Below are 26,475 nucleotides of genomic sequence, written 5' to 3' on the forward strand. Positions count from 1 at the left end.
AATGACAAGAAAACGGGAAGAGGGGGGATGACGTAATGAACACCTTTTTCAGGTAGAGCAAATATTTTGCGGACATTATCTTCTCTGCATTGCTGCAGACAGGAATTAGCACCTTTATACCTATGGCGTACAGGTTGCTAAGACATCATCGGGCCTTTCCCTCAGTCTTTCTTGATAATTATTAAGAACGATTACGATGCAAATGTATAATTAATTCTACTAATTCCATAGACATTATATAATATTAATGTCATTTACGTTTTACGCTATTGTGCGCTTGTTATTGGAGGTGGGAGGATGGAATAGGAACCGAGGTTTGAGGTTTTGCAGATTGGATATGACAACAATTGGCCAACAGCAGCTTTTAGGGATTCAGCAGGAGGAATAAGAGCAGCCAGTGAAGCCAGTTAGCTGTCTTTTTCATTAGGGATAAAGTTTCGGCATTGTTTTAGATGTATATTGATAAGTTGTACTGATGCTCCGGAAATCATGACGTAATTGAATACCAGTGTTATTTGTGACACTTCTTAAACATCTTTTTTAGGTGTTACATAAATTCTATAGTATTAATATACTATTATTGTGCACCTTACTTGTAACAAGTAGGTGCTGTTTATCAATGATATTCACAATGTGTTTTATGCCAACGTGTTGTATTAGTTTTTGGACCATTTCCGGCCGTTATGCTCTGGCTTATCTTGAAAGCGTAGCACCATTTCGCTAAAAAAATACCGCTCAAAATTGCAGCACATTAATTAACCTCTCTCTGTATCTAAGAAATAACATGAAAGATTTGCAGCTCAACAGCTTTATTGAATTGCTTTTTCAAACGCACAAAGCCGAATGGGAAGCCACGCCGTCTAACGAACAGGCTATCCATTGGCTGAACGACCTGTTGGAATTTTTGTTCCCCAATAACAGGCTTAATAAGAAAATTATTTACCAGGGCCAATTAAAAAAGAACCAAATCGAACTCGAAAATATCCTGTTGAGCTACCTGGACAACGAATGCATTGATATTGATTATGCGGTGGAGCATTTTTATGCCGCACTGGAAGGCATCTATCAGGATCTAAGGGCCGATGCCGCCCGCATGTATGAAAAAGACCCGGCAGCCGGCAGTGTGCATGAGGTAATTGTTTCTTATCCCGGCTTTTATGCCATAGCAGTGCATCGCATTGCGCATCAGCTTTCGCAATTAAACATACCTATCCTGCCACGAATATTAAATGAGCACGCACACGGCAGAACAGGGGTAGATATTCACCCCAGTGCCCGCATAGGAGTTCCGTTTTGTATAGACCATGGCACGGGTATTGTTATCGGTGCTACGGCCATTATCGGTAAAAATGCAACTATTTACCAGGGGGTAACAATCGGCGCAGCACAGGTAAGCAAGGGGCTCAAAGATACCAAACGCCACCCCACGGTAGAAGATAATGTGACGATATACGCCCGTAGTACCATATTAGGTGGCAAAACCGTTATAGGGCACGATAGCATTATAGGCGGCAGCGTATTTTTAACCAAAAGCGTGGAGCCTTATTCTAACGTGTTCAACACCCATCAATTACGAATAGAAGTTAAATCTGACATATAAAACATTATGGCCGGTATTATAGATTTGATTGGCAATACCCCATTGGTAGAGCTTACAAAATTAAACCCCAACCCAAACGTAAAAGTATTTGCTAAACTGGAAGGGAACAACCCGGGTGGCAGTGTTAAGGACAGGGCCTCGCTCAACATGATACGCAGTGCAATAGAACGCGGAGAAATAAACAAGGATACCCGCTTGATTGAAGCAACCAGCGGTAATACAGGCATCGCACTGGCCATGATTGCTAGTCTCTACGGGCTGAATATCGAGTTGGTGATGCCTTCAAACTCCACACGCGAGCGTACGCTTACCATGGAAGCCTTTGGCGCAAAGGTTACGTTATTAGAAAATATAGAAGCCTGCCGCGATTACGCGGAAGAGAAAGGTGCCGCCGAAGGGAGCTTTTTGCTGAACCAATTTGCCAATAGCGATAACTATATGGCCCATTACAAAACTACTGGACCCGAACTTTGGCGGGATACCAACGGTACAATCACACACTTTGTAAGCGCCATGGGAACAACGGGCACCATAATGGGCTGCTCCCGTTATCTGAAGGAGAAAAACCCCGACGTGCAAATTGTAGGCTGCCAGCCTACAGAAAACTCATCTATACCCGGTATCCGCCGCTGGGAGCCGGCCTATCTGCCCAAAATATTTGACGCAAAGCGGGTTGACAGAACGATAGACGTATCGGAAACCGATGCTACGCAAATGGCCCGCCGGCTTGCTAAAGAAGAAGGTATATTTTCCGGAATGAGCACAGGCGGTGCCTGCACGGCTGCACTAAAAATTGCGGAAGAATTAACGCAAGGGACTATTGTTTTTATTGCGTGCGACCGTGGCGACCGCTATTTGAGCAGCCCGTTATTCGGATAATTCAAGTCATTTTCTTTATGCGACAGGTAGTCAGGTTGTTGATGAAACTAATTTCTGCTCTTTAAGGAAGTAGTACTTCATAATTGGGCCGGATATCACCATCGTGACTACCGTCATAATTACAAGACCTTCAAACACCGGTCCGCTTATAATTTTGGCCTGCATACCTAATAAGCCCAGTACAATTTCCTGCGAACCCCTCGCATTCATACCGAAAGCAACCGCTATCGATTCGTTTTTGGTCATGCCGCTTAGCGCGCTGCCAATACCGGCACCAACCAGTTTGGCTACGCAGGCAATAATTAATATAATCAATACGATTTCGAGATTGAAATTGGCTATGAAATTAAGCCTTAGGCCCACCGAAGCAAAAAACAGGGGAGCCAGCACGTTGATGGTAAACTGATGCAAAACATGCTTGTGCTTATCTGTAAAGTATTTTGAATCGTTAATGCCAATACCCACCAAAAATGCGCCGAATATGCCGCGCACGCCCAATGCTTCGGTAGCACAGGCGCTTATGAGGCATAGGCAAACGCCCATGGTAAGTGCCCGGCCGGGTTTTTCGCCTTTGCCTGCAATGGCCATGAGTTTGTGTATGAGCCAACGACCGCCCGTTAGCATAAAAACTGCGTAGAGCACCACGATAATTACCGACCAAAAAGACGCTTCGCCTTTACCCACGTGCATTAGTTGAATAATGACGGAGAATAAGATCCAGCCTAAAAAATCATCAACCATGGCTGCGGTTAATACAATATTGCCTATGCGCGTAGTCAGCAAATCTAAATCGAGCAATATTTTGGTAATTACCGAAAGCGCTGTAATAGATAGCGCCGTGCCAAAAAACAGCGAGGTAACCAGTTGGTTGTTGGCACCGTTGGTAAAATGGCTTTCGTAAAGAAACCATACCGCAGCAAAGCCGATAGCAAACGGGAAGATGATACCCGTAAGGCTTATACTTACCGCCTGCTTGCCATCCTTCCTGATCTGTTTCAGATCTACCTCGAAACCGGCGATGAACATTAGTAATATGATGCCGATATTGGCAATGCCATCAAAGGCTTCAAAAGCATGCGGCGCGGATAAAAAGATATTATCGAATGCCGTTGGGAATAATAAACCCAGTACAGTAGGACCTACAACGATGCCTGCTAAAATTTCGCCTATGATGGCAGGGAGTTTGTACCTGCGGCATAACTCGCCCAGTAACCTGGCAGGTATCAGGATAATTAATAATATAAGCAGGAAGTGAATTATCTCTGATGAGCTGAGCTTAGAAACCATGGTGAGTTATAGCAAATAGTATTTACCCCGTTTAATCGGGGGGACAAAAAGCCCGGCGGCCTGGCCGCCGGGCCTGGATTTTTTTTTGTATTTAGCGCTTAAGCTTGTGTAGGGTAGCTACCAACAGGTCAATCTCCGCACAGGTATTGTAAAAAGCTAGCGATGGCCTTACGGTGGCTTCTATGCCAAAACGCCTTAAAATTGGCTGGGCACAATGATGGCCCGATCGTACGGCGATGCCTTCTTTATTTAATGCGGCACCAACCTCCTCGGTTTTGAAGCCTTCCAGTACAAATGATAATACGCTTGCTTTATCATGGGCTGTGCCTATTAATCGAATCCCCTTTACCTCTTTTAACAGGCTGGTAGCATATACCAACAGGTAATGCTCGTACTGGGCAATTGCGGGCATACCCAGGCGGGTTACGTAATCAATAGCTGCGCCAAGGCCAACTGCATCGGCAATGTTACCCGTGCCAGCTTCAAAACGGCTAGGTGCATCATGGTATTGGGTATGCTCAAACGTTACATCTTTGATCATGTTACCGCCGCCCTGCCATGGCTGGGTTTGGTTCAATAGCTCTTCTTTACCGTAAAGCACGCCTATACCTGTTGGCCCAAAAACTTTGTGGCCCGAGAAAACGAACCAATCGGCGTTCAAGGCCTGCACATCAACCGGCATATGCGATACCGACTGTGCCCCGTCAACCAGTACTTTAGCGCCGGCCAGATGTGCCAGCTGCACGATTTGCGCGGCGGGCGTAACGGTACCCAAAGCGTTTGATACCTGGGTGAAGGAAACAAGCTTTGTTCTGGGCCCCAACAACTTCAGGTATTCGTCTATCAATACCTGTCCATCATCATCAACCGGGATAACCTTAATTTTTAAACCTCTTTTACCGGCAAGCTGCTGCCAGGGCACAATGTTGGCATGGTGTTCCAGGTGGCTTACGATGATCTCGTCGCCGGCAACGAGGTTTTGTTCTCCCCAGCTTTTGGCCACCAGGTTTATAGCCTCGGTGGCACCACGCACAAATATGATCTCATTTACAGAGGCTGCGTTTAAAAATGTCTGCACCTTTTTTCGCGCCCCTTCGTAAGCATCTGTAGCCCTTGCCGCCAGTTCGTGCGCTGCGCGGTGGATGTTGGAGTTTTCGTGTTCGTAAAAGTAGCTGATACGGTCTATTACCTGCCTGGGTTTTTGAGTGGTTGCCGCGTTATCCAGCCATACCAATTGCTTTCCGTTTACCCTTTCCTGTAGTATAGGAAAATCATTCCTAACCAGGTTTACATCGAAAGGCGGGTTACCGAAGCTGCTTACGCCAACGTTGGGGCTTTGTTGCTGCTGTGGTTTAAATTGCGGCAACCCATAGCCTGGTGATAGAAAATAAAAAGGGTTTTCTATGGCCAATGGCGTCTTATCTATTGGCAAGGCCCTTGATACCCCCGACGATTTTATCCCTCCCAATAACTCCCTTAATTCAACATCAAAACTTTGGTCTTGCTGATAGGGGAGTTGGATGAGGTGCTGCGGTAAATTGTAGGATGGCTTAAGGCCCAAATCCAAATTTGAAGTGGCAACCGACCCAAGATCTGGTTTTTGCAGATAGGATGTATAGTTAAAATCAGGTGCGAAGGGCAGCCCCCTCTCAATTGGTGCCGTAGGTTGTTCCGGTCCGCTTAAGCCCGGATGGGCAAAACCGGTTTGCGGGTTTTGCAGATTGACAGCATTACCCTGGTTAATTGCCGACGGCGAAACACCGCCGCCCGAGGCCGAAGCCGGCGGTGACAGTTGCTGCGGAACATGACCTGCTACGCCACCCACTGTCCCTGCATCGGGTACAGAACTGAATTGCGGTAGATTAGCAGCCGATGGCGCAGTTGGCGCTGGCTTTGCAGGTAATTGGTTCGCAAATGTACCCGGGCCCGATTTGAAAAACTGGTTGGCCAGTTGCTCCAATTCTTCCACTCCGGGTAAATTGTCTTGATTAGTATTTGTACTCATGGTAGTTACCTAAATCAACGTCTTCCAAAACTGCTATAGCATCATCAACCAAAACGGCCAACGAGCAATAAAGGGAAACTAAATAAGAGGCTATGGCTTTATTGTTGATTCCCATAAAACGTACCGATAGGCCGGGCGACTGCTCGCCGGGTAATCCGGGTTGAAAAAGGCCTACCACACCCTGGCGGCTTTCGCCGGTACGCAGCAATATGATTTTTGATTTATTGTTTACGATGGGCAACTTATCCGAAGGGATAAGCGGTATGCCCCTCCAGGTAATAAATTGCGAACCAAAAAGCGAAACGGTGGGCGGCGGTACGCCTCTGCGTGTACATTCGCGGCCAAAAGCTGCAATAGCTAAGGGATGCAGCAAAAAGAACCCTGGCTCTTTCCAAACTTTGGTTATCAGTTCATCCAGATCGTCGGGCGTTGGCGGTCCAATCCTGGTTTTGATTTTTTGCGATGCAGCCACACTGCTTAGCAAGCCATATTCGGCATTGTTAATTAGCTCGCTTTCCTGGCGCTCTTTAACAATCTCGATAGTTAGCCTTAACTGCTCACTTATTTGATTATAGGGCTTGCTGTAAAGGTCTGATACGCGTGTATGTACATCTAAAACGGTATTTACCGCGCTTAGGTTGTACTCGCGCGGATTCTCTTCATAATCAACATAAGTAGAAGGGAGTTCACGCTCATCGCGGTTAGAGCAATCTACTTCAACATTGTTAGCATCAACCACTTTGTTTAAGCGATAAACGCCCGATTCAACCGGTACCCAATTTAATAAATGAGTAAGCCAGCGTGGCGTAATGATGGAGAGTTGGGGGACTGTGCGCGTTGCTACGGCCAGTTGCCTGGCGGCTACGTCGCCAAGTGCGGTTTGTTGGTGTTTTGGTTCTGCCATGTTTGATATCCGGATTTAAATAAGTTACGAACTATTAGGAGCAGATGACTGCCTGTGCAATTATAATATATAAAGTCTATAGATTTTATAGTTTAAAAAAATATTTTTATCTATGTTTGTTTCAAATTTTCTTCTTGATGAGATTTCTACTCAAAAGAAATTGCAGATTTTGATAAAATATAACATCGTATAAAAACAACAATGCACCAGATGAATACCGATTCTACTTCAATAACAAAGAAATATTTAAGGAGACTTACCTGCCTTGCTCTGGGTTTAGGCGGGTTAACCACCACGGCTTTTGCTCAAAATTTTATTCCCGAAGGTAAATGGCGGGGCGTGTTTCATCGGCCGGATGGTACCGATGTGCCTTTTAACTTTGAGTTGAAAGGTAAAAGCGCTGCAACTGCTAAGATTTACCTGCTTAATGGCGGCGAACGTTTTGAAACAGGGGGAATCGTGTCAAAGGGCGATTCAATTTTAATTGCTTTCGACCAATTCGATAACGAACTCGCGCTTAAGGCTGGTAGCAAAAACCTTAGCGGCGTGTTACGCAAAAAGGATCACACTGGTATAACCACCCGTGTGGATGCTGTTTTCGGCGAAACTTACCGCTTTGCCGATAATGGCGAAAAGCCGGTTGCCGATATTTCAGGCACTTATGATGTCGTATTCAAATCGCGTAACGGCACCGAAGAAAAAAAAGTTGGCCTCTTTAAGCAAAACGGAAGTAAGCTCAACGCCACCTTCATGAGCATTACCGGCGATTCCCGGTTCCTGGAAGGGGTTGTGCAAGGCAACCAATTTAAGTTATCGGCTTTTATTGGCGGCGGGGCTTCATATTACACAGGCACAATAGATTCTGCCGGTAATTTTAGTGGCAACGCAAATGGCCAGCCTTTTACCGCTAAGAAAAATGCTGCTGCAGCCCTGCCAGATCCATATAAACTCACCTATCTTAAAGATGGCTACGCCAGCTTAGATTTTACCTTGCCTGATGCTGACGGGAACAAAATATCCCTGAAAGACGATAAGTTTAAAAACAAAGTAGTTATCATCACCATAGGTGGTACATGGTGCCCAAATTGTATGGATGAAGCTACATTTATGGCTCACTGGTATAAAAAGAACAAAGACCGAGGGGTGGAGGTAGTAGGCGTACAGTTTGAACGCAATGCTGATCCTGCTTATGTCAAAAATGCATTGGAGAATTTCAGGAAACGTTTTGGTATTACTTATACCGAGGTATTCGGTGGCATTGCAGACAAAAAAGCTGTAGCGGAATCGTTTCCTGCGCTAAACACTTTCCTGTCTTTCCCAACAATATTGTTTATAGACAAAAAAGGGAACGTTGATAAAATTTATACCGGTTTTACCGGCCCGGCCACGGGTAAATATTATACGCAGTTTATTAAAGAATTTAACGAGGAAGTGACTAAACTGACCAACCAAAGCGCAATCTAAAATACGGTTCTTGTGTAGTGGTGGCTAAGTTTACAAATAACTCAGCCACCATTTTTCTTTGTGCGCTTGCTTATAAGCATCGTAACGTTTACAGAAAGGATATAGGGCAACCACTATGCCCAACCAAACCAGGTAAGCAACGGGCAAAGAAAAGCCGTAGCCAGCCAAATCCCGTGTGAACCATATGGGTTTGGTTAGTACCCATATTTTCCAGTCCTGGCCTGCGGTAAGTGCCGAGGCTACCAGGGCGATGGTATGGATGATATAGATATGAATGAGATAATAGAACATCGGTACCCTGCCATAAACAGAAATGACGTTTACAACGCTACCTTTCAACCGTTCGGTAAACGACAGGAACAGGAATGCCGCACCTAAGGTTACCAGCAGGTATAAAAGAGATGGCGGATACTTGCTGATGTTGATGAACGACAGGAAGGTGAAAAATGCATTTTTTTGTACCGACCATTTTGCTGGGTCGCCGTACACATTGGCGTAACGCAAGGCCACAAACACAGCAATACATAACCCACCGGCCAGTAATAAATTCCTTTGCCTTTTGGTACTATCATACCCGGTAGCAAACCAGGTGCCCAGGCAATACCCCAAAGGCATAACAGCCATGAGCGGTACTATGGGGTAGCCAACCAAAAAAAGTTCGTTATGCCAGGTAAAAACCCTTTGATCGTGGATGAGCGACCAGCCAAATGCCGGCAGAGAATTGCCTTCTACATGGACCCCATCGAGCAGATTGTGCCCCGCTATGATCAAAACACTACCAATCAGGATAGCTTTTACAGGCAAATGAATAACCCCTGCCAGGATAACCATGCTTATACCAAGAGCCCAAATAGTAATAAAAAAGAACATGGGGAAGGTGAGGTTGAAATTCCAGCCCAGGTTAACCACAATCAGTTCAAGAAATACCAACCAAATGCCTCGCTTCACCAGGAATATGGATAGTTCCTTTTTAGTCTTCCGTTGCCCAATGAGGTATGCTGAGGTCCCGGCCAACAGCATAAATATTGGCGCACAGAAATGGGTGATCCAACGGGTGAAGAATAAGATGCCGTTTGTTTTTGTAAGATCCAGCGGGTCGAAAAGGAAGGAGCCTGAATACAGGTAATCGCGCACATGGTCAAGCGCCATGATGATCATGATCGTACCGCGCAGGAAATCGATGGAGGTTATCCGGTTTCTTAAATTTAAAATTGTGGTCATTGGTGTTTGGTTGAACTTAATAATGCCGTTGATTACTTAGCTGCCAATTCACGGGCGAGGCAATAAACGGCTCTGCGACACCCGGCAGGCCTGGTTATTTTTCCTGCTATGTAGACATAAAATTACATATCCGTTGGACTATTTATGTAGGCCAGAAATAATAATTGGAATGATCCAGATGGGAGTGGGAATACCGACATGACTTTCAGTTCTGCCACTCCTGAGTGGAAGATAACCACTAACTTTGTTGGCGGAAAGGAAAATAAAATCCCGTGTGAATGACAGATGAGAGGTTAATTGTGGCAATAATGCATCTGCAAATGGTCTCCTGAAACTGAATGGTGCTGATACTGTAGTGTTGGTGGATGAAAGATACACGATTGTATTAGATATTTCAAAACCGCGTAATTTCGCTTACCAAAAACCAAGTAATGAAGAAACTATCAATAGTAATTGTCGCTGTAGCCTCGCTTTTAATGGGCTGCGGTAAAGATATCACCGCGCCCGCAACTCCGGATACGCTGCTTGCAGCCACCTACGCAAAAGGCGCGGATGTAAGCTGGGTGAGCCAGATGGAAGTCGGCAGCATCAAATTTTATAATAGCGCAGGTACCGAGCAGGACTTGTTTCAGATTTTGAAGGATAAGGGCATCAATTCCATTCGCCTCAGGGCATGGGTAAACCCTGCCGACGGCTGGAGCAATACGGGTGATGTGGTAGCGAAAGCGCTCCGTGCGAAGAATGCGGGTTTCCGTATCCTGCTCGATCTGCATTACAGCGATACCTGGGCCGACCCTGGTCAACAGGCAAAACCCGCTGCATGGGCAGGGCAGGACATTAATGCGCTGAAAGCGTCGGTAAGCAGCTACACAATTGGTGTAATGACTGCGCTAAAGGACAAAGGCATCACCCCGGAGTGGGTGCAGGTAGGCAACGAAACCAATAACGGCATGCTTTGGGAAGAAGGCAAGGCATCGGTAAACATGAAAAACTTTGCCGATTTGGTACAGGCCGGGTATGCTGCCGTAAAAAGCGTAAGTCCTACCAGCAAAGTAATCGTGCATGTTTCTAACGGGTACGATAATGCGCTCTTCCGTTTTATATTTGATGGATTGAAGGCCAATGGTGCTAATTGGGATGTTATTGGCATGTCGCTTTACCCAACGGCAGCTAACTGGCAATCGTTGAATGACCAGTGCTTAACCAATATGAACGATATGGTTACGCGCTACGGTAAAGAGGTAATGCTGGCCGAAGTGGGCATGCCCGTTGCCGAAGCTGCGGCTGCGAAATCGTTCATCACGGATATCATCACCAAAAACAATAGCTTGCCAAACGGTAAAGGCCTTGGCGTTTTTTATTGGGAACCCGAAGCCTATAACGGCTGGCAGGGTTACCAGTTGGGCGCTTTTGATGCCAGTGGTAAACCCACTATTGCGATGGATGCATTTTTAATAAAGTAATAACGCTGTTTTCGATAGATGAAATTTAAGGCCATAATCATACTCACCTGCTTTTACCTGTTTGGCGTGGCCAATACCGGTCGCGCGCAAACAGGCGTACCCAAAAGCAAAGCCAACGAAATCTACATTGATGCCAAAGGTATCATCCGTTTGCAAAAGGACGATAGCGAGGCCAGCTTTTTTGGCGTGAATTATACGGTGCCGTTTGCGTATGGATACCGCTCGCATAAGAAGCTGAGCGTTGATCTGGAGAAGGCCATAGATGCCGATGTGTACCATTTGGCGCGGCTGGGTGTAACCGCTTTCCGTGTGCATGTTTGGGATACAGAAATCTCCGATTTTCAAGGAAATTTGAAGGAAAACGAGCATTTACGCTTGTTTGATTACCTGCTTTTTAAACTGGAGGAGCGGGGTATCCGCACTATTATCACGCCCATTGCTTTTTGGGGAAACGGCTACCCTGACAAGGACGAGCACACCGGCAGTTTCTCGGATGTTTACGGCAAGGAAAAAGCCCTGGTAGATCCGAAGGCATTTGAGGCACAGGAGCGTTATTTGACGCAGTTTTTTAAGCACGTAAACCCTTATACTAAAAAGACTTATGGGCAGGACCGGTTTATTATTGCTACCGAAATAAACAACGAACCCCACCACAGCGGGCCAAAAGCGCTGACTACCAACTATATCAACCGTATTATGGCCGCTATCAAAAGTACGGGTTGGACTAAACCCGTGTTCTACAACATCAGCGAATCGCCCTGGTATGCCGATGCGGTTGCAGCGTCGACAGCAAACGGTTTCAGTTTCCAGTGGTATCCAACAGGCCTGGTATCGGGCCGCGAGCAATTGGGTAACCTGCTGCCGCAGGTAGATCATTACAATATCCCATTCGATACGATACCGGCTTTTAAGAATAAACCGCGCATGGTTTACGAATTTGAATCGGGTGATGTATTGCAGCCTTATATGTATCCGGCTATGGCGCGCAGTTTTAAAACAGCAGGTTTCCAATGGGCCACGCAGTTTGCGTATGACCCTATGGCAACCGCTTATGCCAACACCGAATATCAAACCCATTACCTCAATTTGGCTTATACGCCCTCCAAAGCGATCAGCCTGCTTATTGCCGGCAAGGTTTTTAAGCAAGTGCCTGTTTATAAATCATTTGGCAGCTATCCGGCAGATACCACTTTTGGCGCCTTTCGTGTAAGTTACAAACAGCAGTTAAGCGAAATGAATGCGCCTGCGGAGTTTTACTACTCCAATAGCACCTCGTCAGTGCCGGTTCAGGCCAAATCCCTGCAACATATCGCAGGCGTGGGTTCATCGCCCCTGGTAAAATATGCAGGCAGCGGTGCTTATTTCTTAGACAAGGTTGCCGCAGGTGTTTGGCGTTTAGAGGTAATGCCCGATGCTGTGAAAATAAGCGATCCGTTCGAGCGGACATCTTTGGATAAACCCGTAACCGCAATCGTTTATAGCGCCAGGGAGATGCGGATTAGCTTAGCAGATTTGGGTGGGGACTTCAGTATAAAACAGGTAAACCAAAAGAGAGCATCTTTAGTCGCGAAAGGCAATCGTATCATCGTAAGGCCGGGCGTTTACCTGTTAAGTAAAAAGGGTGGCATTATACCTGCGATAACCGCAAATACTAAGGTTGGATACATGCTTATGAATGAATTTTATGCACCTGCACCAAACGGGAGAAAGGCAACCGCTGTAGTTATGACGTCTACTCTGGTGACGCCATCAACACAAAGTGGTAGCCTGCTGATATACCAGCCTGCCTCCAACCGCCAAACGGCAACCATTTACTCGCCCGAATGGAAAAGCGACAACTATGATTACATCACCGGGCAACAGGGGCAGTTGCTGCTTAATCTGCAGCACTTATTCGGCACCAAAGCAGGGGGAATGGAAGCCTACATCAAGCCGGTGCTGTTGGCCAACAAGGCTCAACTTTCCGGGTTCAAATCCATCGTTATCAACGCAAGTGCCGATACGGCTATGGCCATCAAGATTATTTTGATAGATGAAGATGCCAATGCCTATAGCGCCTCGGTAAACCTAAATAAACAGTTTAAAGAAATCCGTATCCCTATCACTTCCCTTAAGAAAGACGAAATGATATTGCTGCCGCGCCCATATCCTGGCTTCCAGGCATTCAGCTTTAAATCGCCGGGTAATGCTGCCTTCATAATCAACAAAGTAGAAAAATTACAGGTGCTTATCCCCGGGCAAATCCAACATAAATTCTCAGTCCAGTTGGGCGAAGTACGCCTGGAAACCACCGACTAAAAAACCACTTTCTTGAATTTCATATCATACGGCATTTTAGGATGTTTTGGTACGTTTTGACCCCTGCTAAATCTTTCGCTCAGGAAAATACCAGCTGGTTACAATAATAATATCAAGATAAATAGTCGCGCTTACGCGTTAGCAAATAATTACTTATTTTGCTCTTGTGGAACCAATATTACTTTCCAAATCACAGGCGCGAAATATTATTCTTCAAGCTGCCGGGCTTGCGCGGCGGGGCCAGTTCGGTACAGGTATAGAAGCTGTTTATCGCCTGATAGTTCAACTGGGTTTTGTGCAACTGGATACCAATTACGTCGTGGAGCGGGCGCATCATCACGTGATGGCTGCACGGATACCGGATTATGAAAACCGTTGGCTGGCGGAACTTACAGAAGAAGGCCGGCTTTTTGAGTATTTTACCTCTGATGCGGGATACATCCCAATGGAGGATTTCCGTTTTTCGCTGCCGGTAAAACAGGCGTTTGCCCAACGGAACCCACTTACCAAGCCCGAAATTAGCCTGATGAAACAGGTGCTCGACCGTATCGAACGGGAAGGCCCCCTGATGGTTGGAGATTTTGAAAACGACCGGCTAGAGGCCAGTTCTGGTTGGTGGGATTGGCGGCCCGCAAAGGTTGCGCTTGAAAGGTTGTACCTCAGTGGTGAACTGATGATAACCCGTGATAAAAAATTCCACAAACTTTACGACTTGCCCTTAAACCTGTTGCCTGCCGATACGGATTTGCAGGTTCCAACCGCAGAAGAATACGCCCGTTTTGTGATCAGGCGTACGTTGGGGGCACTGGGTATTGCTTACGCAAAAGAAATGGCCTGGCGCGCCCGTTACGTTAAAGGCAATTTGGTGAAACAGGAACTGGCAAAGATGGTAACCGAAGGAGAGGTTCGGACTGTCATGGTAGAGGGATTGAAGAGCGCCCAGTTGTATATGTTGCCCAATCAAAATACGGAGGTCGAAATAGCTGGCGATGCATTTATCCTGTCGCCATTTGATATATTGAATGTGTTCAGGCACCGCCTGAAAGACTTTTTTGATTTTGATTACCAGGTAGAATGCTTTGTGCCCGCTGCGAAGCGAAAGTACGGCTATTTCTCTCTGCCGGTGTTGGTAGGCGACACATTCGTTGCCCGCATGGATGCAAAAGCCGACCGGAAGCAAAAACTACTGATTGTGCACAATCTGCACTTCGAACCGGTAGATATTACCGAAACCATGATTGATAAAATTACGGAGGTGCTTAAAGCCTTTGTGCAATTTAACCAATGCCGGGATATTGTATTCACCAAATCAAATATTGATGCGCAACTTAATGCTTTGAAAACGAGTTTATCATGACGCTGATTTCTTTGAATCTATCTTCCTCAGCGCTTTAGGGTTCCTCAGGTAGCTGCAACAAAGATCGTAATCCATTAGTCCGGGTAAGCAACACACTATTCTAATATATCGAGTCAAGGCGTTGGTCTGTCTGTTAATCCTTTTTTGTAATATCGTTTTGTTAAAAATATGTTAAAACATTTAGTTTTCATACTGTCTACAGATTTGCCTGCTACTATTGTTGTCAATCAGTACGATAGGTTGTTTTGTCGATACAATTCAATTTTTTGCCGACACACTCAGGTAACACTTCGATACCGGTTATAATTTTAGATACGACAATAAACGTTAATAAAAAATGGACAGAAAAGAATTCCTTTCATCAATGGGGTTAGGCGCTGCGTCGCTGGCCGTGATGAGTTGTTTTGGATGTGGCAAAGGCTCAAATGCTACAAACAGTTCTACATCGGCACCCACTGGTGTTGATTTTACACTGGATCTGACTGCATCTGCTAATGCAGCCTTAACAAGCAACGGTGGTTATTTAATATCGCATGGCATTTTAGTGGCGCGCACTTCTTCTGGCGCGTATATTGCAGTACAGGAGTCATGTACGCATGAAAATTACCCCCTGGTGTATCAGGGGGGCAGCAAGCGGTTTTATTGTAACAACCATGGCGCTACCTTTACCGAAAAAGGCGCAGTGACCGGCGGGCCAACCAGCAGGTCGTTAGCCGTTTATAATACTACACTTGCCGGAACATCGTTAAGGATATACTCTTAAAATTAAAAATCATGAAACACCTACTTGTTCTGTTTTTATTTGCCTTTACAACACCGGTGATCAACTGGTCGGGCGATTTTAACGAAGCGCAAAAAGAAGCACAAAAAACGCATAAACTTATCGTTATCAATTTTTCGGGCAGCGACTGGTGCGGCCCCTGTATCCGCACCCGCAAAGAGATATTAGAAACCAAAGCTTTTGAGGACTACGCCTCAGATCATTTGGTATTAGTTCGGGCAGACTTCCCCCGTCAAAAGAAAAACCAGTTACCTAAAGACCAGGTAAAAAGGAACGAAGCCTTAGCAGATAAATACAACCCTGATGGTGAATTCCCGCTTACGTTGCTGGTTGATGAAAATGGAAAAGTAATCAAAAAATGGGAAGGTTTCCCTGGTGTGTCGCCCGAGAAGTTTGTTGCGCAAATAAGCGAATCAACCAATGCGGGCCACTGAGACTTTAAACGTCGAAAAAGCCCATAAGCGGGTACTTAAGCTAATGGGCAACCGCTTTGAGATAAGCGTTGTGGCCGAAGATGTAAACTGGGCCGAAGAGCGCATAGACATGGCCGTTGCAGAAATACAGCGGATAGAAAAACTGCTGACCACCTTTAGCGCCGATAGCCAAACCAACCAGATAAATGCTGCCGCAGGTATTGCCCCGGTAAAGGTTGACCGCGAGGTTTTTGATTTGATTGCGCGCTCGCTTAAAATATCAGAGCTTACGCAAGGCGCGTTTGATATTACTTACGGCTCCATTGATAAAAGCCTCTGGAATTTCGATCTGAATATGAAGACCTTGCCCGATGCTGCAACTGCAAAGGCTTCTGTAAGGCTTATTAACTATAGAAATGTGATACTGGACGGCGAGCAATCCACTGTTTTTTTAAAAGAAGCCGGCATGCGCATTGGTTTTGGTGGTATAGGTAAAGGATACGCCGCCGATAAAGCAAAAGTTGTTTTACAGCAAAATGGCGTTAAGAGCGGTATTGTGAATGCAGCGGGCGATCTGACTACCTGGGGTACACAACCCAATGGAAAGCCCTGGACAATTGCCATTGCCGACCCCGACCAGGACGCAACGCCGTTCTCCACCTTAAATATCAGCAACATGGCCATTGCTACATCGGGTAACTATGCTAAGTACGTAGTTATCGGCGGTAAAAAATATTCGCACACCATCGACCCGAAAACCGGCCTGCCGGTAAGCGGTATAAAAAGCGTGAGCATTATAAGCCCCAGCGCCGAATTTGCCGATGCCATGGCTACACCTGTTACAGTTATGGGTGCCTATGTAGGGCTCGATTTGATCAATCAATTACAAAACGTAGCCTGCGTGGTGATAACCGATGACAACAAACTCTATACTTCTAAAAATATCAATATCAAATAAAATGCTAAAACAACCCCTACGATTAATAACTGTGCTTTGCCTGTTGGCAATGTATAGCCTTTCGTCCTGTGTTTCGGTAAAGCCGTATCAAAAAAACCGTCTTAACGATAGCGAGATGGATCTTACTGCCAGGAAATCACAAAAGTTTGAACAAAGTTTCCAGCTTTACCGCGAAGGTGGCTCAGGTGCCAATGGTGGTAAAAGTGGCGGTGGCTGTGGCTGTAACTAAAACCTAAAGCATCAAATGAGAAAAATATATTTAGGTGTATTGGCCATGTACCTTGGCATACTTGCGTCGCACGCGCAAACTAAACCACAGCCGGTTAAAGATTCTACCAATTACGAATCGCGTAAGCTTAAAATAGATGAGATCAATTTTGTTTCGGCATACTATCATCAGGATGGCAATAATTCAGCAGTTACCGGTGGTATTGGCACCGAAAAACTGACCGATTTTGCGAATACGTTTGATCTGCAAATGTCGAAATACAGTAAAATGGGTTTAAAACATACCTTCAATTTCGAATTAGGTGTTGACCATTACACTTCGGCATCTTCAGATAAAATCGATCCAAACAGCGTCTCTTCTGCATCAAGGCAGGATGTGCGTATTTACCCCTCGCTTAACTGGACCGTATCTAACGATAAAACAGGTAATGCATTCGGCATAACTGGCTCCTATTCGAGAGAATTTGACTACCAGTCATTCGGTGGCGGTATCAACATTACCCGCGTATCAAAAGATAAAAACACCCAGTTCGATTTTAAGGCGCAGGTGTTTTTAGATAAGTGGAAGGTGATTTTGCCGGTAGAGCTTCGACCCGCAGGGTATGGTTCCGGATCTGAAAAGGACGATAATCGTCCGGTTGACTACAAGCCCCGAAATTCGTTTAGTACCTCGTTTTCCTTATCGCAGGTATTAACCCAGCGCTTGCAGATGGCTCTAATTGTTGAACCTTCTTACCAGCACGGTTTGCTTGCAACCAAATACCAGCGCGATTATTTCACGGATGGATCGGTAAGGGTAGAAAACCTGCCTGATAGCCGCTACAAACTACCCATCGGCTTAAGGTTCAACTACTTTTTAGATGATCACTTTATCATCCGTACTTTTTACAGGTACTACATGGATAACTGGGGTATAAGGGCGCATACCGCCGAAATAGAGATCCCGGTAAAGCTTACTTCTTTTGTATCGGTTAGCCCTTTTTACAGGTATAACACGCAAACCGGCACACGTTATTTTGCGCCTTATGGCCAGCATGACCCATCGGCAACCTTTTATACCAGTGATTACGACTTATCGAGCCTGCACAGCAACTTCGTAGGTGCCAACATCAGGTTGTCGCCACCAAAAGGCGTGTTTGGTTCCGAGCATTTCACTTCGTTGGAATTGAGGGCAGGGCATTACATGCGCTCTACCGGGCTAAACTCCAACATTGTAACGCTTGCGCTGAAATTTAAATAGCGGGCTACAATTCTTACTGGTTCAGTTTTTTACTTATAAATATTATGAGATGAGAAAGTTATGTATCTTGGTGACCTTGGTCATCATTAAAATAAGCGCGTTCGGGCAGATAGAAAAGCCGGTTAAATGGAGTTACGCGGCCAAAAAGATCAATGCTAATGAGGCTGTGGTATATTTCAAAGCCACAATAAATAAAGGCTGGCACGTGTATTCTTTAAACTCAAAGGATGGCGGGCCGGTAAAAACAGGCTTTACGTTTAAAGCCATGCCCGGCTATAAATTGCTGGGTAACGCTACAGAGCCCACCCCGATTACCCATTTCGAAAAATCATTCGGGATGAATGTGAGCTACTTTGAAAATACGGTTATTTTTCAGCAGAAAATAAAACTGAAAACGGCGACCGTTACAGTAAAAGGGACGCTGGAATACATGGCCTGTAACGACAAGAAATGCCTGCCGCCCGAGGATGTTGATTTTGTAATCCCGGTGAAATAAAGCCATGAAAAAACTACATTTTGTATTAGCAATTGCCATGTTTGTTGCAATTGCCTTGGGTACCCTTGCTTTACCGGCCTCTGCACAAGCCAAAAATGCTAACGATTCGGCACAGGCTAGCGATTTAAAATTTACCGATATCACAAGCCCGGCAGATAGCATTGCAGCAGCCAGAAAAAAAGCTACTGCGGCACAGCCCGCCCAAGTAACCCAAATTGTAATGAAGCCAGCTGCGCACAAAACCTTGTGGCAAATATTTATTGCCGGTTTCCTGGGCGGTTTTGCGGCTTTATTAATGCCGTGTATTTTCCCCATGTTGCCTTTAACGGTAAGTTTTTTTACTAAGCAAGCGCATAGCAGGGCAAGGGCAACAGGGCAAGCATCTTTATACGGGTTATCCATCATTGTTATTTATGTGCTGCTGGGGCTGGTAATAACGTTGCTTTTTGGTTCTGATGCGTTGAACGCCCTTTCTACCAACGGTGTGTTTAATTTCTTTTTCTTCCTGCTGCTTATCGTATTTGGCATATCGTTTTTGGGCGCGTTTGAAATTACATTGCCTAATTCGCTAGCCAATAAGTTGGATGAAAATTCTGACAAAGGAGGGGTAGCCGGGTTGTTTTTTATGGCGGCTACGTTGGTTGTGGTGTCGTTTAGCTGTACGGGGCCAATCATTGGCACTTTACTGGTAGAAGCGGCCTCGAAAGGCGAGCGCCTTGGTCCGGCGATTGGCATGTTTGGCTTTTCGCTGGCACTGGCATTGCCTTTTACCCTTTTCGCTTTATTCCCATCAGCATTAAAATCACTGCCAAAATCGGGCGGGTGGTTAAATAGTGTTAAGGTGGTACTTGGCTTTCTGGAACTGGCTTTCGCGCTTAAATTTTTGTCTAATGTAGATCTGGCTTATCATTGGAACTGGTTCGACAGGGAGATATTCCTGGCGCTGTGGATAGTGATTTTTGCACTGATGGGTTTCTACCTCCTGGGTAAAATCAAATTTGCGCATGATAGCGATGTGCAGCACGTTTCTGTACCGCGCACCTTTCTCGCAATCGTCGTGTTATCTTTTGTGGTTTATATGTTGCCGGGCATGTGGGGAGCACCTTTGAAATCTATCAGTGCCTTTTTACCGCCATCTTCTACGCAGGATTTTGATTTGTACACCTCATCGCAACTAAATGCAGCCAGTGGCGCAGGTGCCAATGCAGGCCCGGTATTTACCGGAGAAAAAAAGTATGAAGAGATATTTAAACGGGCACCTAGCAGTAAACTGGGTTTAGAAGCTTTTTATGATTACGATCAGGCACTGCAGGTTGCAAAAGCAGAAGGTAAACCGGTCCTGATTGATTTTACCGGCTGGAACTGTGTTAATTGTCGTAAAATGGAAAGTACGGTATGGACAAATCCGGAGGTTCTAAAGCGTTTGCGATCAAAGTTTATTATGGCAGAACTATATGTGGATGATAAAACGGAGCTGGAAAAAGCAGAACAATTCACATCTGCCTACAGTGGCAAAACGATAGCTACCATTGGTGGCAAGTGGAGCGATTTCCAGGCATCAAAGTTTAATACCAACTCGCAACCTTTTTATGTAATGGTAAACAGCAAGGGAGAAGTATTAGAAACACCGCAAGGCGCCGATTACGACGCCGCAGATTATATTAAGTTTTTAGATAAGGGCATTGCCGCTTCAAATAGCAAATAATTAAGAGGATTTCTATGGAAACAGAACACGTTAAATGCCTCATCATAGGATCGGGGCCGGCTGGGTACACCGCTGCCATTTATGCTTCCCGCGCAGATCTAAATCCGGTAATGTACACCGGCATGGTGCCTGGCGGGCAGCTTACGCAAACTACCGATGTGGAAAATTATCCCGGCTATCCAAATGGTATTACAGGCCCCGAAATGATGGAGAACTTCCGCAAGCAAGCCGAGCGATTGGGTGCTGATATCAGGTTTGGTTATGTAAGTGCGGTAGATTTTTCGAGTTTGCCACACAAAGTTGTGGTTGACGATGTAAAAATCATATTGGCCGATACGGTGATCATATCAACCGGCGCATCTGCTAAATGGCTGGGGTTGGAGTCTGAACAGAAGTATAGCGGCTTTGGCGTGTCGGCCTGCGCGGTATGCGATGGCTTTTTTTTTAAAGGACAGGATGTGGCTATTGTTGGCGCGGGCGATACTGCCGCCGAGGAGGCAACATACCTGGCCAAGCTGTGCCGTAAAGTTTATATGATTGTGCGGCGCAACGAATTCAGGGCCTCAAAAGCAATGGCTTACCGGGTATTAAATACACCCAATATTGAACTGCTTTATAATACCGAAACTAAAGAAATTTCAGGCGATGGGCAAAGCGTAACGGGCGTAACCGTCACAAATAATCAAACCCAGGAAGAACGAACCCTGAACATTACCGGTTTTTTTGTAGCTATTGGTCATAAACCCAATACCGATATATTCAGAGGCATCATACATATGGACGAGACGGGGTATATCAAAACCAACCCAGGCTCAACCACAACAAATGTGGAGGGGGTGTTTTGTTGCGGCGATGCGCAAGATCATATTTACCGACAGGCAGTTACTGCCGCAGGAAGCGGTTGTATGGCAGCGATAGATGCCGAACGCTATCTAGCTGCCAAGCAGCACGTTGTTTTTGCTTAACTATTATTTAATCGTCTTAATGCTGCACGGTGTTTAAAACCGCCGACCTAAAATAATCTTAAAAATTTCTTTGTCTGTGCCTTTGGTGAATCCATATCCTGCGCCTGCATTGAATTCCCAATTAGGGTCGAAATCCAAATCGGTAGCCAGGTACACTTGTTGTTGTTGCTGCTGAAAAGCATCGTAGTGGAAGAACGGTCCTGTACTGCCGTAGTACTCTAATCCCAATGCCACTACGTTGCTAACATTGTAGCTCCCCTTTACATTGGGCGAAAAGATTAAGCCAAGTTTTTCGTCGGGGCCTTTAAAGCTTTTCTCCAGCGTAGGGTTTATTGATACGTAGAATCTTTTCCATTGCTTATCAATGATGGGGCGGATTTCCAAAGAACTTGTATTTGCAGAAAAGGTGCTTTTTTGAAAACCGAATTCGGTAGATAAACTTAAACCAACGGGCAGTTTCCAGCTTGCGGGGGCTGTAACCCGCGGGCGGATGTGAGAGCCCACATAAGCACTCCGGCCCTGGTTGCCTTCTGAAGTGAAAATGTAGAATCCGGTTTCGAACCAGGTTGTCCATCCGTGGGTGATTTCAACCGTTTCGTGGATTACATGGTTATCCGGCAGTTCGCCGTTGCTGCCCTCTTTAAAGCCACTGGCTGTGTAGTTGCTATGCAGTTCAAGCATGGTACGCCCTTTTTCAACAGTGGGCGAGCCATACACCTGTATCTCATAGTTGTCTTGCGCCTGGCATAATGTGGCCGCCAATAGCAAAATCGCAAAAATGCTTAAAGTTTTAAAGCTCTTATTAATTTTCACTTCCTCCGTTAATCATATCAGAAACTATCCCTTTGCCATCTTTTCGTTCTGCCAGCAAAACGCCTATAATATGTACCACAATAAATGCAATAATAAGGTACATGCAAAACCCATGTACTTCTTTCACAGAATGCCGTATTGATTTGTAAGCCGCAAGCGCATCTTCAAAAGCCAGGAATAAACCGGTTACCACCATTATAATAAGCAACAGGTAAAATATGCCATAAATGCCCTTAACCACTAGTTCGTGTCTTGCTGCTTCACGCTCTTTTTTAATTGTATTAAATTGATAATAAGCGCTTTTTATTTTCCGGATAAATTTTTGGTCTGCCAATTGAAAAAACTCCAAAATCAGTCTGAATGCTAATAAGGCTGCCAATACATAACCAAAATAGATATGTATCCCCCATACACTATCGCTTAAGGCATGTACGGCAGGCCTTACTTGTTCGTCAGTTACAACAGTACCCGCCTTTCCCAATTCGCTCTTTATCAATGCACCGGCAATCTTTCGATCTGTAAGTGTTGAGTTGATGAGTACCGTTATTAACGAGCCACTGATAGCTATCAGGTTAACCCAATGCCAAAGGCGTAACGATGAAGAGTATCTTTTAAATTTCGAAGGGTGCTCTACGTCACGCCGGGTAGGTTCAATAATAGCCATGTGGTATGTTTATCTTGGTTAAAAATATATGACAAATCTGAAGACAAACTGTATTAACGCTTCAACGAAAGTATTTTTGGTTAAAGTGTATGTTAAATACAGATTGTATTCAGTTTATTTGTTTAACTAGCAACCAATCCATTCAACTATGGTTTTTGTACTGGCTTTTATAGATTAGGATATTGTGAAAATACTTATTGTTGAAGATGAGCAAGGGTTGCGTGAAGACATGCTTACCTATTTAAGCGGCGATAATAACGTATGTGAAAGCTGTACAGATTTGGCGGGTGCAAAGGCTAAACTGGCTTGCTATAATTACGATTTTGTGCTGTTAGATATTGGTTTGCCCGATGGTGAAGGTTTTGAAGTGCTGGAGTTTTTAAAAGCAGAACGAAGGAGCGAAGCGGTTATCATTATATCTGCAAGAAACTCTTTAGATGACAGGATAAAAGGATTGGATATAGGTGCGGATGATTATCTGGTAAAACCCTTCCATCTTGCCGAATTAAAATCGAGGATACTGGCGGTGTTTAGGCGTAAAGCAGGCAATAATAACAATAGCTTGATTTTTAATGAAATATCGATAGACCTCGACGGGCGAAATGTTACCATCAATGGTACCGAAGTAGTACTTACGCGAAAAGAGTATGACATGCTATTATATCTAATCGCCAATAAGGGTAAAGTTATAGCCAAGACCGCCATTGCCGAGCATTTATGGGGTGATGAGATAGATATGCACGATAATTTTGATTTTTTATATTCCCATGTTAAAAACCTGCGCAAAAAAATTCTCGATGCCACCCCCAATGATTATTTGAAATCGGTTTATGGCATTGGTTATAAATTTACCGATAGATGAAATTAGCTTCGCATTATAACCGGGTGAGCATCCTGGTTACGCTATCTGTATTGTTTGTTGGCGCTATAATTTATTTTTTTGCCATTAATAATATAGCAGCGAGGCTGTTGGACGATCATCTATCAGAAGAAGTGTCTGAGTTGCTGGGTTATATCAACGCCAGGCAGGAATTACCTAATCCGGTTGATTTTGATGATGACCAAACCAAGTTCATCAAAACAAGCCAGCAACAAATCCCAACGAGGTTTTACGATACCGTTTATCATAGCCCCAAGAAAATTGGCGATATATCTGGCCGGGCAGTGGAGGGAAAATTGTCGTTTAAAGGGCAATCTTATAAGTTTATCATTATCATTTCCAGCGAAAGTGCCGAATACCTGGTACAGATAATCGGGATAATTACTTTGTTGTTGATGTGCGGATTATTTGGCGTTTTGTTTTTGGCAAATAAGTATTTCCTCAATGGACTTTGGCGGCCTTTTTACAAAATGGTGGCGAATTTGAAATCGTTTGATTTAGCCTCTCCCGAAAAGTTTACGCCGGCAGATACCCAGGTAACCGAATTTATTGAGTTGGACGCAGCAGTGCTATCGATGGCAAACCGTGTTAAAAGCGACTATCAAAACTTAAAGCAATTTACCGAGAACGCGTCGCATGAAATGATGACGCCGCTGTCGGTTATAAAATCGAAATTAGATACGTTAATACAGGACGACTCGCTGGAGCAGGAACAGTTTGACCAAATAAACGATATTTACAGTGCCGCCGGTAAATTATCAAGGCTAAACCAATCATTATTACTATTGGTTAAGATTGAAAACAACCTGATAACAGAAACCGAGGAATTGGATATGGGCCAACTCATTGCAGACAAGATCAGGCAATTTCAGGAATTATCGGCTTCGAAAGCTATCGTTATAAACAGCAAACCAGCCGGTAAGCTGGTTAAGGTAAGTAAGTACCTGATTGATATTTTACTTAATAATTTGTTTAGCAATGCAATAAGGCACAACGTAAGTGGGGGTACAATCAATATTTATTTAACCGAAGGGCAGCTTACGTTTCAAAATACTGGCGCGACACTCGCGCTTGATGGCGACAAGATTTTTGATCGCTTTCAAAAAGGGAATAATTCTGAAGGTGCCGGGCTTGGCTTAACTATTGTAAAAAATATCTGCAATACCTATAATTGGGCCTTGCGATATGAGTTTACAGGTGATCTCCATGCCTTTTCTGTCCAATTTTAATAGACGCGAGAGGGGTAGGCAGTTTACAGTAGTGTTATCGTTAGCCCCTGCTTGTAGCATTTACACACGATATGGAATGCCGGATTTTACGACCGGCTTATTAATAAACAGATAATGGAAACCCAAACAGAAAAACACTATATCAACAGGAGCGGATGGCTGCGTGCAGCAGTTTTAGGCGCTAATGATGGCATCCTTTCAACAACCAGCCTGGCAATTGGGATAGCCGCAGCAAGCCAAACCCGTAACCCAATTGTACTTGCTGCAATTGCCGGCGTGGTTGCGGGGGCATTGTCAATGGCCGCGGGCGAATACGTTTCGGTAAGCTCTCAGTCAGACGTAGAAACATCGGATCTGGAACGGGAGAAAATGGAACTTGAAACAATGCCCGAGTCTGAACTTGCTGAATTGGCAGATATTTATGAAAAAAGGGGTTTAACGCCTCAACTGGCGATGGAGGTTGCCATGCAGTTAACCGCTCATGATGCGCTGGAGGCCCATGCCCGAGACGAACTGGGTATAAACGAAATAACACAAGCCCAACCGCTTACAGCGGCCTTGGCATCGGCATTGGCTTTTACAATAGGGGGAGCGCTGCCGGTGCTGGTATCTTTTTTTGCACCCGTTAAGGAAATGATTTTCTATCAATACGGCTTTTCCATTATATTTTTAGCTTTTTCGGGTGCGGTGGCCGCCCAGGCGGGTGGTTCGGGCATGGTTAAATCAATCATTCGCATTTGCATTTGGGGTACTTTTGCTATGGGCATGTCGGCATTGGTGGGGCATTTGTTTGGCGTACAAACGCAATAATACCTTTCCGTTTACTGAATTTATAAGACGCAGAGCAAGATGGCGGATTTACCGGATTGATAAATTCAATAACTAAACAGTCAACATTTGTTTACTGCATTCAAAACGCTGTTTGAATAGTTTGCTGTGGTATCACCCGCTTACCATAAAATATTTTTTTGCGGTTCGAAACCATCCGCCCTTGTCATGCAGGGAACAAATACTTCTTACTTGAAAGGGGGAGGGGAATGCTAATTTCCTGAAATAAACCAAATAATTTCTCGCATTTACCATTTTTAAATTCTGAGTAGCCTATAACGCGTACTCGCTTCAAATTTCCTTTGGCGGTTACAATTTCTGCTTGCACATCGAAAGACTTACCAAGATTAATTGCCTCGAAAATTGTTGTTTTCATTAGGGCCCGGTTTTTGCCTTCTTTATAATATTGGAATAAAATATCCGCGCCAGGCTGAATATTGTCGTCAATTTCCAATATTTCCCGGGTTGCGTTGCTCCAATAGCCGGTGTTCCGAATATAATTTTTTAGGATTATGTATTTAGTTCGCATTTAATCATTTTGTAATTTACGGGTTTAGCCTCGGTCATTCTGGTTATAAGTTTATCAAAAATTGAGTTCATATGCCCCCTTCTGTTAAAACGGAAATGGTATTCATCTAAATATTGCTGTAAGCGATGCGTCTCGCATTTATGATGCACGCCTCTTAGCCAGCCCTTGATATTCATGATATGAATATGTAGCATCGGAAAGCCGGCCCCTTTGTTGCTTTTCTCTTGTGTTATCGCCCAATCTTTTCCTAACGGCAAATAACCGCGCC

Annotated in this window: 25 protein-coding genes and 1 riboswitch; of the genes, 17 read left to right on the forward strand and 8 right to left on the reverse strand. The window is 44.8% G+C overall.

The window, feature by feature from the left end; genetic code table 11:
• Positions 1-72: 72 nt before the first annotated feature.
• A riboswitch (SAM riboswitch) is annotated at positions 73-181 on the reverse strand.
• Between the two features lie 603 nt (positions 182-784).
• Both E2R66_RS16175 and cysM read left to right on the forward strand, forming a co-directional pair.
• The gene (locus E2R66_RS16175) at positions 785-1,600 is read left to right on the forward strand and encodes a serine O-acetyltransferase (protein ID WP_133232228.1); all 816 of its coding nucleotides are present in this window, start codon (positions 785-787) and stop codon (positions 1,598-1,600) included.
• A gap of 6 nt (positions 1,601-1,606) precedes the next feature.
• A complete protein-coding gene (gene cysM / locus E2R66_RS16180; RefSeq protein ID WP_133232226.1) occupies positions 1,607-2,479 on the forward strand; it encodes a cysteine synthase CysM in 873 nt (290 codons plus the stop codon).
• Positions 2,480-2,509: 30 nt separating this feature from the next.
• Here cysM and E2R66_RS16185 read toward each other — a convergent pair whose 3' ends face one another.
• From E2R66_RS16185 to E2R66_RS16195, 3 genes are all read right to left on the reverse strand, one after another.
• Positions 2,510-3,766, reverse strand: a complete 1,257-nt coding sequence (locus E2R66_RS16185) for a cation:proton antiporter (protein WP_133232224.1) — start codon at positions 3,764-3,766, stop codon at positions 2,510-2,512.
• A gap of 91 nt (positions 3,767-3,857) precedes the next feature.
• On the reverse strand, positions 3,858-5,771 hold the full coding sequence (locus E2R66_RS16190) for a family 2A encapsulin nanocompartment cargo protein cysteine desulfurase (RefSeq protein WP_192901985.1): 1,914 nt from the start codon (positions 5,769-5,771) through the stop codon (positions 3,858-3,860).
• Positions 5,755-6,675, reverse strand: a complete 921-nt coding sequence (locus tag E2R66_RS16195) for a family 2A encapsulin nanocompartment shell protein (RefSeq protein WP_133232222.1) — start codon at positions 6,673-6,675, stop codon at positions 5,755-5,757. The genes E2R66_RS16190 and E2R66_RS16195 overlap by 17 nt, the downstream gene beginning before the upstream one ends.
• 201 nt (positions 6,676-6,876) lie before the next feature.
• Here E2R66_RS16195 and E2R66_RS16200 point away from each other — a divergent pair, with 201 nt between their 5' ends.
• The gene (locus tag E2R66_RS16200; protein ID WP_133232220.1) at positions 6,877-8,139 is read left to right on the forward strand and encodes a TlpA disulfide reductase family protein; all 1,263 of its coding nucleotides are present in this window, start codon (positions 6,877-6,879) and stop codon (positions 8,137-8,139) included.
• 30 nt (positions 8,140-8,169) lie between these two features.
• On the opposite strand, the gene E2R66_RS16205 is transcribed toward E2R66_RS16200, so the two are convergent.
• Complete coding sequence (locus E2R66_RS16205) at positions 8,170-9,360, reverse strand: DUF1624 domain-containing protein (RefSeq protein WP_133232218.1); 1,191 nt, start codon at positions 9,358-9,360, stop codon at positions 8,170-8,172.
• Between the two features lie 431 nt (positions 9,361-9,791).
• On the opposite strand from E2R66_RS16205, the gene E2R66_RS16210 reads away from it, so the two are divergent.
• From E2R66_RS16210 to trxB, 11 genes are all read left to right on the forward strand, one after another.
• The gene (locus E2R66_RS16210; protein WP_204985938.1) at positions 9,792-10,823 is read left to right on the forward strand and encodes a glycoside hydrolase family 53 protein; all 1,032 of its coding nucleotides are present in this window, start codon (positions 9,792-9,794) and stop codon (positions 10,821-10,823) included.
• An 18-nt stretch (positions 10,824-10,841) separates the two neighbouring features.
• Positions 10,842-13,121 carry a membrane or secreted protein gene (locus E2R66_RS16215; protein WP_133232216.1) on the forward strand — a complete coding sequence of 760 codons (2,280 nt, stop codon included), beginning with the start codon at positions 10,842-10,844 and terminating at the stop codon, positions 13,119-13,121.
• A gap of 166 nt (positions 13,122-13,287) precedes the next feature.
• Positions 13,288-14,478, forward strand: a complete 1,191-nt coding sequence (locus tag E2R66_RS16220; RefSeq protein ID WP_133232214.1) for a winged helix-turn-helix domain-containing protein — start codon at positions 13,288-13,290, stop codon at positions 14,476-14,478.
• 337 nt (positions 14,479-14,815) lie between these two features.
• Positions 14,816-15,241 (forward strand): QcrA and Rieske domain-containing protein, encoded by a 426-nt coding sequence (locus E2R66_RS16225; protein WP_133232212.1) that lies wholly within the window; start codon positions 14,816-14,818, stop codon positions 15,239-15,241.
• A gap of 11 nt (positions 15,242-15,252) precedes the next feature.
• Positions 15,253-15,693, forward strand: coding sequence for a thioredoxin family protein (locus E2R66_RS16230; RefSeq protein WP_133232210.1), 441 nt, complete (start codon positions 15,253-15,255; stop codon positions 15,691-15,693).
• On the forward strand, positions 15,680-16,630 hold the full coding sequence (locus E2R66_RS16235) for an FAD:protein FMN transferase (protein ID WP_133232208.1): 951 nt from the start codon (positions 15,680-15,682) through the stop codon (positions 16,628-16,630). Before E2R66_RS16230 ends, E2R66_RS16235 begins: the two co-directional genes overlap by 14 nt.
• A 1-nt stretch (position 16,631) precedes the next feature.
• Positions 16,632-16,859, forward strand: a complete 228-nt coding sequence (locus tag E2R66_RS16240; RefSeq protein WP_133232206.1) for a DUF4266 domain-containing protein — start codon at positions 16,632-16,634, stop codon at positions 16,857-16,859.
• 15 nt (positions 16,860-16,874) lie between these two features.
• Positions 16,875-18,098, forward strand: coding sequence for a DUF3570 domain-containing protein (locus E2R66_RS16245; protein ID WP_133232204.1), 1,224 nt, complete (start codon positions 16,875-16,877; stop codon positions 18,096-18,098).
• A gap of 49 nt (positions 18,099-18,147) precedes the next feature.
• The gene (locus tag E2R66_RS16250) at positions 18,148-18,594 is read left to right on the forward strand and encodes a protein-disulfide reductase DsbD domain-containing protein (protein WP_133232202.1); all 447 of its coding nucleotides are present in this window, start codon (positions 18,148-18,150) and stop codon (positions 18,592-18,594) included.
• Positions 18,595-18,598: 4 nt separating this feature from the next.
• Complete coding sequence (locus E2R66_RS16255) at positions 18,599-20,299, forward strand: protein-disulfide reductase DsbD family protein (protein WP_133232200.1); 1,701 nt, start codon at positions 18,599-18,601, stop codon at positions 20,297-20,299.
• An 8-nt stretch (positions 20,300-20,307) separates the two neighbouring features.
• A complete protein-coding gene (gene trxB, locus E2R66_RS16260) occupies positions 20,308-21,264 on the forward strand; it encodes a thioredoxin-disulfide reductase (RefSeq protein ID WP_133232198.1) in 957 nt (318 codons plus the stop codon).
• Positions 21,265-21,297: 33 nt separating this feature from the next.
• Here the strand turns inward: trxB and E2R66_RS16265 are convergent, their stop codons facing one another.
• Together E2R66_RS16265 and E2R66_RS16270 are read right to left on the reverse strand one after the other, a co-directional pair.
• Complete coding sequence (locus E2R66_RS16265; protein ID WP_240049335.1) at positions 21,298-22,077, reverse strand: hypothetical protein; 780 nt, start codon at positions 22,075-22,077, stop codon at positions 21,298-21,300.
• On the reverse strand, positions 22,067-22,741 hold the full coding sequence (locus E2R66_RS16270) for a cytochrome b/b6 domain-containing protein (protein ID WP_133232196.1): 675 nt from the start codon (positions 22,739-22,741) through the stop codon (positions 22,067-22,069). The genes E2R66_RS16265 and E2R66_RS16270 overlap by 11 nt, the downstream gene beginning before the upstream one ends.
• A 184-nt stretch (positions 22,742-22,925) precedes the next feature.
• Between E2R66_RS16270 and E2R66_RS16275 the strand changes: the two genes are divergently transcribed.
• The 3 genes from E2R66_RS16275 to E2R66_RS16285 all read left to right on the forward strand — a co-directional run bounded on the left by E2R66_RS16275 (position 22,926) and on the right by E2R66_RS16285 (position 25,660).
• Positions 22,926-23,603 (forward strand): response regulator transcription factor, encoded by a 678-nt coding sequence (locus E2R66_RS16275; RefSeq protein ID WP_133232194.1) that lies wholly within the window; start codon positions 22,926-22,928, stop codon positions 23,601-23,603.
• On the forward strand, positions 23,600-24,850 hold the full coding sequence (locus tag E2R66_RS16280) for a sensor histidine kinase (protein ID WP_133232192.1): 1,251 nt from the start codon (positions 23,600-23,602) through the stop codon (positions 24,848-24,850). The genes E2R66_RS16275 and E2R66_RS16280 overlap by 4 nt, the downstream gene beginning before the upstream one ends.
• Positions 24,851-24,964: 114 nt before the next feature.
• A complete protein-coding gene (locus E2R66_RS16285; protein ID WP_133232191.1) occupies positions 24,965-25,660 on the forward strand; it encodes a VIT1/CCC1 transporter family protein in 696 nt (231 codons plus the stop codon).
• A 184-nt stretch (positions 25,661-25,844) separates the two neighbouring features.
• On the opposite strand, the gene E2R66_RS16290 is transcribed toward E2R66_RS16285, so the two are convergent.
• Positions 25,845-26,132, reverse strand: coding sequence for a hypothetical protein (locus E2R66_RS16290; protein ID WP_133232189.1), 288 nt, complete (start codon positions 26,130-26,132; stop codon positions 25,845-25,847).
• A 56-nt stretch (positions 26,133-26,188) separates the two neighbouring features.
• Positions 26,189-26,475: transposase (locus E2R66_RS16295; protein ID WP_192901986.1), on the reverse strand; the 287-nt coding region annotated here is incomplete at its 5' end.

Origin of the sequence: Mucilaginibacter psychrotolerans (assembly GCF_004519315.1) — a bacterium.
Classification (GTDB): domain Bacteria; phylum Bacteroidota; class Bacteroidia; order Sphingobacteriales; family Sphingobacteriaceae; genus Mucilaginibacter; species Mucilaginibacter psychrotolerans.